10 protein-coding genes are annotated in these 11,418 nt (G+C 64.8%); 1 reads left to right on the plus strand and 9 read right to left on the minus strand.

Annotation, left to right across the window (positions count from 1 at the left end; genetic code table 11):
* Window positions 1–214: 214 nt before the first annotated feature.
* The 6 genes from PSET11_RS12230 to PSET11_RS12255 all read right to left on the minus strand — a co-directional run bounded on the left by PSET11_RS12230 (window position 215) and on the right by PSET11_RS12255 (window position 5,956).
* Complete coding sequence (locus tag PSET11_RS12230; RefSeq protein ID WP_377947501.1) at window positions 215–586, minus strand: ArsR/SmtB family transcription factor; 372 nt, start codon at window positions 584–586, stop codon at window positions 215–217.
* The gene (locus PSET11_RS12235) at window positions 576–1,856 is read right to left on the minus strand and encodes an MFS transporter (RefSeq protein WP_124092601.1); all 1,281 of its coding nucleotides are present in this window, start codon (window positions 1,854–1,856) and stop codon (window positions 576–578) included. The genes PSET11_RS12230 and PSET11_RS12235 overlap by 11 nt, the downstream gene beginning before the upstream one ends.
* Window positions 1,857–1,935: 79 nt before the next feature.
* A complete protein-coding gene (locus tag PSET11_RS12240) occupies window positions 1,936–3,051 on the minus strand; it encodes a cation diffusion facilitator family transporter (protein ID WP_124092602.1) in 1,116 nt (371 codons plus the stop codon).
* A gap of 62 nt (window positions 3,052–3,113) precedes the next feature.
* Window positions 3,114–3,548, minus strand: a complete 435-nt coding sequence (locus PSET11_RS12245; RefSeq protein WP_238989139.1) for a peptidase — start codon at window positions 3,546–3,548, stop codon at window positions 3,114–3,116.
* A gap of 99 nt (window positions 3,549–3,647) precedes the next feature.
* Window positions 3,648–5,564 carry a heavy metal translocating P-type ATPase gene (locus PSET11_RS12250; protein ID WP_124092603.1) on the minus strand — a complete coding sequence of 639 codons (1,917 nt, stop codon included), beginning with the start codon at window positions 5,562–5,564 and terminating at the stop codon, window positions 3,648–3,650.
* Complete coding sequence (locus PSET11_RS12255) at window positions 5,561–5,956, minus strand: ArsR/SmtB family transcription factor (protein ID WP_124092604.1); 396 nt, start codon at window positions 5,954–5,956, stop codon at window positions 5,561–5,563. Before PSET11_RS12255 ends, PSET11_RS12250 begins: the two co-directional genes overlap by 4 nt.
* A gap of 288 nt (window positions 5,957–6,244) precedes the next feature.
* On the opposite strand from PSET11_RS12255, the gene PSET11_RS12260 reads away from it, so the two are divergent.
* Complete coding sequence (locus PSET11_RS12260) at window positions 6,245–7,204, plus strand: recombinase family protein (RefSeq protein ID WP_124092605.1); 960 nt, start codon at window positions 6,245–6,247, stop codon at window positions 7,202–7,204.
* 217 nt (window positions 7,205–7,421) lie between these two features.
* On the opposite strand, the gene istB is transcribed toward PSET11_RS12260, so the two are convergent.
* The 3 genes from istB to PSET11_RS12275 all read right to left on the minus strand — a co-directional run bounded on the left by istB (window position 7,422) and on the right by PSET11_RS12275 (window position 11,229).
* Window positions 7,422–8,237, minus strand: coding sequence for an IS21-like element helper ATPase IstB (gene istB, locus PSET11_RS12265; RefSeq protein WP_124092606.1), 816 nt, complete (start codon window positions 8,235–8,237; stop codon window positions 7,422–7,424).
* Window positions 8,234–9,925, minus strand: a complete 1,692-nt coding sequence (gene istA, locus PSET11_RS12270; RefSeq protein ID WP_124092607.1) for an IS21 family transposase — start codon at window positions 9,923–9,925, stop codon at window positions 8,234–8,236. Before istA ends, istB begins: the two co-directional genes overlap by 4 nt.
* 260 nt (window positions 9,926–10,185) lie before the next feature.
* Window positions 10,186–11,229 (minus strand): hypothetical protein, encoded by a 1,044-nt coding sequence (locus PSET11_RS12275; protein ID WP_124092608.1) that lies wholly within the window; start codon window positions 11,227–11,229, stop codon window positions 10,186–10,188.
* Window positions 11,230–11,418: the final 189 nt, after the last annotated feature.

Raw genomic sequence — 11,418 nt, forward strand, 5'->3', positions numbered from 1 at the left:
CCCGGGCCGGGCGGCGCGGGGGCTGTTCACGCTGCTCGACGAGGGCGCCGTCGTGGCCCCGGCTGAACGCTATTTGCGGTATCTTGCCGTTGCCGAGCGGTCACCGGACACGATCAAGGCCAATGCGCACGACTGCTGAGGTTGTTAGCCGGGAATGGCGGTTAAATCACAGCTTCAAGTGGCGGCTTTTTGGCCTCGGGCTTCGGGAGGGGCGTCAGTCGTGGGCCGGTTCTCCGGTGGTCCGGTGGTCGGCGTGGTTGATGGTTTCGCGGATGAGCCGGACAAGGTGCCCGTCGTGGAGGGAATAGATGACGTGGCGGCCGTCCTTGCGGGTGTCCACGAGGCCGCTGAGCCGGAGTTTGGCCAGATGCTGGCTGACCACGGTCCGGGGCGCCCCGGATGCGTCCGTGAGTTCGGTGACGGTCTTCGGGCCGTTGGAGAGTTGCCAGAGCAGGTGCAGGCGCGTGGGTTCGGCCAGCATGCGCAGCGTCCCCGCAGCTGCTTCCAGCAGCTCCGGGCCCGGGGTGACCGGGTGGGACAGGGACGGCTCCACTGGGACGGTGCTCAGCGCGCTGCTAGGACTCAACGCGCTCCTGGGCCTGCTGCTCAACGGCCTGCTCCTTGATGGCTGGTTCCTGGGATGCCGCGGCGGTGTGCCGTGGCCAGGACAGGAATGCCCCTGCACTGCCTATCATTGCAACAATTGTCAAAGCCAGCGCGGCCCAGCCCAGTCCCGCGGCAGCCCCGATCCAGCCGGCCAGCGGGTAAGTCAGGATGTAGCAGGCGTGGGAGAGGGAGAACTGCGCGGTGAAGACGTACGGCCGGGTTTCCTCGGTGGAGGCATCGCGCAGCAGCCGGGACGAGGGCGTGAGGATCGTGGAGTTTGCCGCACCGAGCAGGAACCACAGCCCCAGCAGCAGCCACCAGCCCGCGTCACCGACGCCCAGGAAGGTCAGGAGTGTGGCACCGGCCAGCACGGCAGGGATCAGTGCGGCGCCGGTGAGCATCACGGCACGGTCCCCGAACCGGTCCAGGACCCGGGGCGCTGACAAGGCGACGATCATAGACCCGACCCCGAAGAAGGCCAGAGCCAGGGCCAGGTCCGTGTCGGGACGCCGCAGGACGTCGCGGACGTAGACCACGGTGTTGACCAGCACCAGCGCCGTCGGGGCTGCGACCACGAGGTTCAGTGCCAGCAGGGAGCGCAGGCGCCGGTTGCGCCAGAAGATCCGTGTACCCAGGGTGGTCCGGTGCCACAGGGACGTCTGCGGCCCGGCCGGCGCGGAGAGCCGGGGCAGGACCGTGATGGTGACCATGAAGGCCGAGAACAGGAAGCCGGCTACTGTGCCGATGAACAGGTTGTTGTAGCTGATCAGCGTCAGCAGCAAGGCCGCAAGGGCCGGGCTGACCAGGGCTTCCATGTCATAGGCCAGCCTGGAAAGGGACAACGCACGCGTGTAGTCCCGCTCGTCCTTCAAAATGGTCGGGATCAGCGACTGGAAGGCCGGGGTGAAGGTCGCGGAGGCGGACTGCAGCAGGAAGATCACCACGTAGATCTGCCAGGTCTCAGTAATGAAGGGCAGAGACAGTGCCATCGCCGCCCGGATCAGGTCCGCCCCGATCAGCACAGGCTTTTTAGGCAGCCGGGCCACCAGTGCGTTGATCACCGGGGCGAGACCCACATAGGCGAGCATCTTGATCGTCAGGGCCGTGCCCAGCACCGCCCCGGCGTTCCGGCCGGCCAGGTCGTAGGCCAGCAACCCGAGGGCCACCGTGAGCAGCCCGGTGCCGATCAGGGCCACGATCTGGGCAGCGAACAGCCGCCGGTAGGTCACATTCCGCAGAACCGCTAACATCAGGCCAACTCCCTTAGGTGCATACGTGCGCGTCTATGCACTAACCATAGTCGACTTTCGTGCCCGCGTTGATCCGCGTTCAGGGCCGGCGTTCCCACCCGTCACCGTCCTGGCCGGGATGTGACTGCAGCGGCGTCGGTGTTTGGGGCACATCCGAGGCGGCCGGGGTGCCGCTGACGGTGCGGATGGGCATGTCGTCAAGATTGGGCAGCGCGACGGCCAGGCTGGCTTCGGCCTGCGAGACGACCTTTTCGGCCTCGGTCAGTGAGGTGTTGGCGACCATGATCGTTGCGGCGCCCTGCAGGCGGTGCCCGACCCACCGCAGCTGCAGCCTGGGGACCGAGATAACGCCGGGTGTTTCTTCGAGGGCGGTTTGGGCGCGGTCCAGCAGCCCGGGTTCGATGCCGTCCATGAGCCGGCGGCCGATGCTGCGCACGGTGCCCCAGAGCAGGAAGATGATGGCGATGGAGATCAGCAGTCCGACGATCGGGTCAGCCAGCGGGAATCCCAGCATGACGCCGCCGGCGCCGGCCACGACGGCGAGGGAGGTGAACCCGTCGGTGCGCGCATGGACCCCGTCGGCGACGAGGGCGGCGGAGCCGATCCGCTGGCCGACCCGGATGCGGTAGACCGCCACCGCCTCGTTGCCGATGAATCCGACGACGCCCGCGGCCAGCACCCACCCCAGGTTATGCAGCGGCTGCGGATTGAAAAGCCGGTCGATCGATTGCCAGGCCGCGACGATCGCCGACAAGGCGACGACGGCGACGATAAAAAGCCCGGCCAGGTCTTCGGCCTTGCCGTATCCATACGTGTGGCGGCGGCTGGCGGCCCGCCGGCCGAGAATGAACGCGATCCACAGGGGAACCGCCGTCAGGGCGTCCGAGAAATTGTGGACGGTGTCGGCGAGCAGGGCGACGGATCCGCTGATGAGAACCACGATCAGCTGCAGAAACGTGGTGCCGAGCAGAATGAACAGACTGATTTTCAGGGCCCGGATGCCTTCCGCACTGGCCTCCAGCGCGTCATCGACCGCATCCGAGGCGTCGTGGCTGTGCGGGACGAAGAGTGCGTAGAAGAATCCCCTGATCCCGGTGGGATGGGAGTGACCGGGCCCATGGTCATGGTGGTCGTGCCCGTGGTCGCTGGCATGGTCGCTGGCGTGCCCGTGACGGTCGTGTTGTGGAGTGCTCATTGATCCTCCATGCTGCGCAGTTGGTGGCGGGGAGTTGGCTAAGACGGCCGTGCGGGCCGTAGTCAGAGGTCGGTTATCCCCACGCCGATGTCGTCCAGGCAGGGGGAGCGTTTGCCCGCGGGTTTGCCCATGGACCGCAGGCAGGTGCATTGGGGGCCTTTGACCGCTGGAAGGGCGGTCCACACGAATCGTTGCATGCGGTTGTAATTGCCGAAGTCCAGGACTGCTCCGTCGAGCCGGCTGGCGATTTCGTGGCTGACCGTGATCGTCAGGGCCCGGGTCGTATCGGCGGCTGATTCGAGGGTGCCGGCGAGGAACTTTTTTGGCCGGGTCCGCGAAAAGTAGAGTCCCTGGACCCGGCAGCCGCCCGTTCCCTGATAACAGTGCAGGGAGCCGCCGAAGGCGGCGATCATCTCCAGCGCTTCGGCGGTGACGGTGAAACGGCCGTGTCCGGGGACCGTCACCGCTGTCCGCCCGTGTGTGGGTCCGGTATTCATTCATCGTCCTTTTTGTTCGATCTGGTTGCGGGGCGCCGCCTGGCGCGCCGCCCCGCAACCAGGGACTGCGCGAGGTGTCGCCGGGATGGTGGCTCCCGGTCAGCCCTTCCAGGCCTGGCTGCGCAGAAGCCGCAGGCCGTTGAGGGCGACGATGACGGTGGAGCCTTCGTGTCCGGCAACGGCCAGCGGCAGCGGCAGGGTTGAGATCAGGTCCCACGTGACGAGCACCGTGATGAATGTGGCCGCGATGGCGAGGTTCGCGATGACGAACCGGTGTGCCCTTTTAGAGATCGCGATGAGTGACGGCAGGGCTTCCAGCTCGTCGCGGACGATGATGGCATCGGCCGTGTCCAGGGCGAGGTCGGACCCGTGCCGTCCCATGGCGATGCCGGTGGTTGCGGCCGCGATCGCGGGTGCATCGTTGACACCGTCGCCGATCAGCAGGACCCGGTGGCCGTCCTGTTCCAGCGCGTGCACGGCCGCTGCCTTGTCGGCAGGCAGCAGCCGTGCCCTGACCTGGTCAATGCCGGTTTCGGAGGCGATCTGGGCGGCCGCCCGCTGGTTGTCTCCGGTGAGCAGATGAACCGGGTTGCCCGTGATCTGGCGGAGCCGTTCGACCGTGGCGGCCGCGGTCGGACGGAGCCTGTCCGCCAGCGTGATCCGCCCGACGGTGGCCCCGTCGATGATGACATAGACGACGGTGCCGGCCACGTCGTCCTCCGTTTCCGCGGCGGGCCGCTCGACACGGATGTGCCGGCCCTGGGCGGTGGCGGATACGCCCTGGCCGGGGACGGCCTTGAAGCCCGTTGCCGGTGCCACGGTCAGGCCCCTTTCCCGTGCGTCCCGGAGGATGGCCCGGCCCAGCGGGTGTTCGCTGTACTGTTCGGCGGCGGCCGCCAGAGCCAGGATCTCCACGTCGCTGAGGGTTGCATGCAGGGAATCAACGGCAGTGACTTTCGGGGTTCCCTCCGTGAGGGTTCCGGTCTTATCGAAGGCGACAACGTTTGTGCGTCCGACCTGTTCCATCACGGTTGCTGACTTGACCAGAACGCCGTGCCGTCCGGCGTTGGCGATCGCGGCCAGCAGCGGCGGCATAGTGGACAGGACGACAGCGCACGGGGAGGCGACGATCATGAACGTGATGGCCCGCAGCAGGGCGGCCTCCAGACTCTCACCAAGGGACAGGGGCAGGAAAAACACCAGCAGGGTCGCCACGATGACACCGACGGAGTAGCGCTGTTCGACTTTTTCAATGAACAGCTGGGTCTTCGCCTTGGTCGCGGAGGCTTCCTCCACGAGGGTCACGATGCGGCTGACCACCGAGTCCTTGGCGGCCTTGGCTACCCGGACCGAGAGAACACCGCTGCCGTTGACGGTCCCGGAGAGCACCTCGTCGCCTTCGCGCCGGATGACCGGAACCGATTCCCCGGTCATCGCCGCCTGGTCGACCTCGCTGACTCCCCGGATGACGGTGCCGTCGGCGCCGATCCGCTCACCCGGGCGCACCAAAATCACGTCGCCGACCAGCAGGTCCGCGGTATCAACCTCTTCTTCGAGGCCTGTTCCGTCGAGGAGACGGGTGGCGCGTTCCGGGGCCAGGCCCAGCAGGGAGCTGACGGAGTCCGCTGTCCGCTGGGTGACCAGGGCTTCCAGGGCGCCGGATGTTGCGAAGATGACAATCAACAGGGCCCCGTCGAAAACCTGGCCGATGGCCGCGGCCGCGATCGCCGCGACGATCATCAGCAGATCCACGTCCAGGGTCTTCTCGCGCAGCGCCCGCAAACCCGAAAGGGCCGGTTCCCAGCCGCCGGCCGCGTAGCAGGCCAGATAGAAGGACCACCACACGGCCGCCGGTGCCCCGGCCAGCTGCGCTGCCCCGCCGATCAGGAAAAGGACCAAAGCAACCGTGGCCCACCGGACTTCGGGCAGCCGGGCCCCGGTACGGAAAATGGAGGGAGGTTTGGGCAGGGACCTGCCCGTGGCAGCCCCGGCCGGGGAGGTCAATGTCTGGCTCACGCGCGCACCCCTGCGTCCGTGGCCGGAGTCTCCCGAGGCGTCATATCAATGCGGTGATGGGCCGGCTCACCGCCGAGGGAATGCTCGGCCTGAAACACGGCGTCGGCGACAAGCTTGCGGGCGTGCTCGTTGGCAAGCCGGTAAAAGACCCGGGTCCCGTCCTGCCGGGCAGCCACGATCCTGCCCAGGCGAAGCTTCGCCAGATGCTGCGACACGGCCGTCGGAGACTTATCGATGATGTCCGCCAGATGATTGACGGACATTTCCCCGTCCCGAAGGGCCAGAATAATCCGGACGCGCGTAGCATCCGCGAGCATCGCGAACACCTCTACCGCGAGCTCAACATACTGGCTATCAGCATCAAGTCTGCAATGATTCTTATCTTCACTCATATGAAGATTGTACGCGCCGAGTCCCTGCACCTACTCACCTGTGGAGGCCCGCGCTGCGAATCCCTGGACCTGCCTCTCCTTCCAAGACAGTGCAGGTGACATTGGAAACCGAGCAAAGCCGTGCAGTTGACCTGCCTCCGGAAACGTCGCAGAAACGCCCGATTCTGAGAAGGCGATCCACGCTGCGGCCCGGTGGACCGGGGAAGGCCGGATTTCTTCTCAGAACCCATTCTCACTCAAAGAATGCCTGGGCGAACTTATAAGAAATGTTTGTGAGAGAATTTCGGAGTGAGCAGCGATCCCGAAGCCACAGACCAGTCCAACGCTGACGAAGTCGAGCAGCATCCGTGCCCCCGCTGCGACGTCCAGCCCGGCTCGCCGTGCCGGTCGCGCTCCGGAGCGGTCGCCTCGACCTACCACACCGGCCGGTTCACCAAAGTCCCTCGCCTGGCGAAGGCGCTGCGCGTGCCGACCCCGGCGGACCGCGGACCTGGCCAGCCCTGGCGACCGGGCACGCCGCCGCCGGCACCACTCCCGACGGACACGCCGAGCGCGGACATCCGCATCGGCTATGCGAGATGCTCGCACCTGACCCAGGAACTCCAGTCGCAGCTGGATGCGCTGGCCGCGCACGGCATCCCGCGCGACAAGATCTTCGCCGAGAAGGTCTCCACCCGCGTGCGGGTCCGCCCGAAGTTCGAAGCCGCACTCGACGCCGCGCGGCAGATCAAGGCCCACGCCCCGCACTGCCGTGTCATCTTCACCGTCTACGAGATGAAACGCCTTGGCCGGGATTCCGCCGAGCTGACCGCGCTGGCCGACCACCTCACCGCGCACGGCATAGCCCTTGAGATGCTCGCCGGGCCCCTGACCGGCGTCTACGATCCGACCGGCACCGGCCGGGTGCTGTTCGCGTTCTTCGCCGCGATGGCCGAGACCGAACGCGAGAACATCCGCGAGGCCACCCTCGAAGGCCTCAACGCGGCCGCCCGCAAGGGAAACCACGGCGGACGCCCGCCAGTGATCACCGACGACATGCTGCACACCGTGCTGCGCCGCCGCGCGAACGGTGAGTCCGTGGAAGACATCCGCCCGGATCTGATCATCCCCACCGGCAAGCGCAAAGGCCGAAACCCCAGCCTGGCCAGCATCTACCGGGCGCTCAACGAGCACGAGAAACGCCAGGCCTATCCCGAAGCCGTTGACCAGGCCCACGCCGACTTCCGCACGCTCCAGCCGAGCACCTGACGCTGGCCAAGCAGGCCCTGCTCATCCCTGGTCACTCATATCCGCCTGATTTTTCCCGATTACTACGGCGACCCCAGCAACAACGGACACTCGCAGCACCTCGAACGCAAGCCTGGGCCCAACTGTCTGCCCAACCTTCCGGACGGAAGACTGCCAATGAGACCAGAGTTGCTCGAAGATATGGTTGCCTAAAAACAACACCCCCAAGTCCACCCTGTTAGCCGGTGGATTGATGCGCCATGGTGTGGGCCAGGCGGTAGGAGTCGGTCCCGGTTTCGATGATGGTGCCTTTGAAGGTGAGTCTGTCGACGATGGCTGCGCAGAGGCGTGGGTCGGTGAAGGTTTTGGTCCACCCGGAGAAGGATTCGTTGGTGGCGATGGCCACGGATGCTTTTTCTTCGCGTTCGGTGAGAACCTGAAACAGGAGCTCAGCGCCGCGTTTGTCCAGTTCCATGTATCCGAGTTCGTCGATGCAGAGCAGGTCAACCCGTCCGTAGCGGGCGATGGTCTTGGCGAGGGCTTTGTCGTTTTCTGCCTCGACGAGCTCGTTGACCAGCCGCGTGGCGAGGATGTATTTCACCCTGAAGCCTTTCTCTGCCGCGGCGGTCCCGAGCCCGATGAGCAGGTGGGACTTCCCGGTTCCGGAATCCCCGATCAAGCAGAGAGGCTGGCCTTTGCGGATCCAATCCCCGGCAGCGAGTGTGTTAATGGTGGCGGGGCTGATGTTCGGGTTCGCGTCGAAGTCGAAGTCTCCGAGCCATTTATCCCGGGGGAATCCGGCGGATTTGACCCGGCGGACGGAGGAGCGGCGGTCCCGGTCATCACACTCGGCCAGCAGCAGTTCGGCCAGGAAGCCCTGGTAGGAGAGTTGTTCCTTTCCGGCGACGGAGACGGCTTCGTCGAGGACGGCACGGATCGTGGGCAGCCGGAGCCGCCGGCAGGCCTGGTCCACGGCTGCCGCAGCGGCCTGTTCGGTCAGGCCCCGGCGCCGGCGCAGGGTCTGGGACACGACAACGGGTGCGGTAGGGCTCATGAGACGTGCTCCTTGCTCGGTGGCACTTGATGCAGGTCGGTGGAGTGGGTGGTGCGTTTGTTCAGGAGTTGGTCATAGCCGGCCACGGTGGGCAGCGGGCGTTGGTCCGGCGGGAGTCCGGCGATCACGGCGGCGGGGTCCGCGAGGCGGCGTTGGGTGAGGCTGACAATCCGGTGCTCGACGACTTCTTCTTTCGCGCCTGGATCGCAATCGGGCCGGACCCACCCCGGGGTGATCCGTTCCGTGGCCACCCGCCTTGCTTCGACTGCGACGACGTCGGCGCTGACCGCCCCGACCTGCAGGGCGGCCGTGATCCCGGCAACGACGTCGGCAGCGTCCATGATTCGGTGCAACAGCAGCACATCGATGAGTTCACGGGTTGCGACGGTGTCTCCGTCGGTTTTGCGGGCGGCGGCCCAGAACGCGTCATGGGCCGGGGTGAACACTCCCGACTTGCGGGCTTGCGCCAATGCGGTGGAGCCGGGCAGGGCGCCGGGTTTGAATTTCAGGACCTCAAGGTAGTGATCCAGCTGCACGCATTGCCCGCCCCTGGCCACGGTCCGTGGATGGGTGGCAATCAAAGTCCGTCCGTCGAAGATCCTGACCTGCGTCGCCTGCAGGGAAACCCTGACCTTCCGGTTGATGAACCGCACCGGCACGGAATACTTCGTCGAACGGACGGTGATGAGCGAGGAACGATCCACCCTGGGCGTCAGGACCACGCCCGGATCGAAACCCTCTGCCGGCAACGGCGCCAGCAAGGGCTGTTCGACGGCGAAGTCCTGCCCGATGGTCCGGAGCCGCTGAGAGATCCTGCGCCGGTCCTCCGCGTCGTCCAACACCCGCAGCTTGTCGTTCAGCTCCGCCAGGGTCGCCACCGCCGGGACCGGAGTTAGGAAGTTCCTCCGGAACCGTCCGACCTCTCCTTCGATCCCGCCTTTTTCGTGGGCGCCCTTGAGACCCGGTTCGCAGTAAAAGGCATCGAAACCATAGTGGGATTTGAAGAGCACCCATCGTTCGTTCTCAACACGTTGCCGGCCGGCCCCATAAACGACTTTCGTGACGGCCGAGGTCAGATTGTCATAGCGGATATGCCTCCTCGGGACACCACCCAGAGCGGTGAACGCTTCGATATGGCCCTCCAGGAATGCTTCCTGCGCGCAGGTCGGGTACACACGGTGGATGGATTTCCCCGAGTTCGAGAGCCGGAACGCGAACATGTAACAGCGGGTCCTGACTCCGGCCAGGTCCACCCACACATCACCGAAATCCACCTCTGCCTCCGCCCCGGGCGCGTGTTCCTGAGGCACAAAGGCCTCAACCGGGGCGTTCCCTGACTCGACAGCGATAGCCGTCCTGCGGGCCTTCACATACTGGCGAACAGTGGAGTAAGAGATGACGGCCCGATGCTCGTCAACCAAACGGTCAAAAACCCGTTGAGCGGTATGGCGCTGCTTCCGCGGAGCTTCCAGGTCGGCCAGCAGCATCGCATCAATGACGCCTTTGAGCGGACCCAGCTTCGGCGCCTCCCGGACGGCAACCCTGCGCACCGGCGGTTCCGCGGCGGCCAGCGCCTGCCGGACCGTTCTCCGGGAAACCCGGTGCTCCCGGGCAAGGCAACGGATCGATATGCCCCTGACCCTGGCATCCCGGCGGATCCTCGCGAATAGCTCCACTCTCGACTCCATCACTGCCTTCCACCGTCGGGAAAAACCTCTGATGGAATCAACCGTGGGGTGGGCTCAACTGAAACTGCGATTCATCAACCGGCGAGCCGCGAAGTGGGCCCAACTGAGACTGCAAAACCGGTCCCCACTCAAACTGCCATAATCACCATGGAGCGAACGCCAGCCAGGCACAGGCGCAGAGCAAGAACCGTACGCGCGGCCGCTGACGCCCGGTTCCACGCAGAGGAGCCCCGCACACCGTTGGTGTGCAGGGCCCCTTGTCACCAGTTGGTGAAATGGGATCTTGAGCGATTGAGGATGTAGTCCCATTCCTTTTGATCAGCCCAATCAGGCTTTTGCACTTTTTTCTCTGGGCTGTAATTCGGCCATCCACTCTTGGTTCCGATGTGCCGCCTGTGGAGGAACCAATCCTGACGTGGATGGTGGAGACCGTCACTTGTCAGGTACCACGGCGCCGAATCGGATCCAGCCACTTCCACCAAGCCACTCTTCAAGGGCAGAGCACCCGGAACGTTGTTGCTGGCATCAATGGCGGTTCTGATGCCCCTCTCAAAGCGAGGAAGAACCGGTTTCCAATCGATTTTTTCGGCTAGGCCTCGTTGCCGATTCCGGGCGAGTTCCTTTGCCAACCTGATGGCTGCCACATCAAAGTCCTCGTCTGGATCCCAAACGACCTCTGCCCAAAGCCCTTTGCCGGATGCGTTGAGATGCAATGCCTTGTACTCCTCCTCCTGCACCGCTTCCCTGCGGTGTGGCGGGATGTTGCTCTGGAGCTCATTCGGCACTCTCAACTGCAAGCCGATGTGAAGTCTCCCCGGCTCGTCCTCGGCCTGAACGACTATCGAGTCGTTACACAAGGCGCTTACGTCTGAGGCTTCTCTGAAGGTTTTCAGAACCCGTTCATGGGTGAAGTCGCGGGCAAGGTCGTTGATGACTGCTTCTTGTTCAGCCAGCCGCGCGTCGTAAAGCGAATCGATTCGATCGGTAAGGGGTGCCAGCCGTTCGTCAAGGTTGACCTGAACCGCTTCCAGCACCTCATCCTTGACCCCGGCCGTTGCCGTCGTCAAGGTTTCTGTAACCACTTTTCGGAACTTGGGTTCGAACAAGAGCAGAACGGCGGCAGAGAGTAGGCCGACACCGAAGTTCGTCAGGATTGACTGCCACACTGCCACCGCATTCTCACCGATGCCGGGGATGAAGGGCCCCCAAAAGGCCAGGTAGGTGAAGACCAACCCGCTCAAAGCCAAAAGCAATACCCATCTGCGATGTATCTTGGGCGTTTGCTGAGCAAGGGTCTTTTCCACAGGGAAACAGTACAGGCGCAAACGTCAACGTAAAGAGCCAGAGCCCGCGCGCCGAGAAAGGTACGCGGGCTCGGGTTACCGAAAGTAGAGGGGACTATCTCATAAACGGTGTATCCGGCGGTTTGTTTTAGTAGTTTTCAGCTGCCGGGAATCGGTCGCTGAAAGTGATGGCGAAGGCGTTCAAAGCGG

Source organism: Arthrobacter ulcerisalmonis, from assembly GCF_900609065.1.
Classification (GTDB): Bacteria; Actinomycetota; Actinomycetes; order Actinomycetales; family Micrococcaceae; genus Arthrobacter; species Arthrobacter ulcerisalmonis.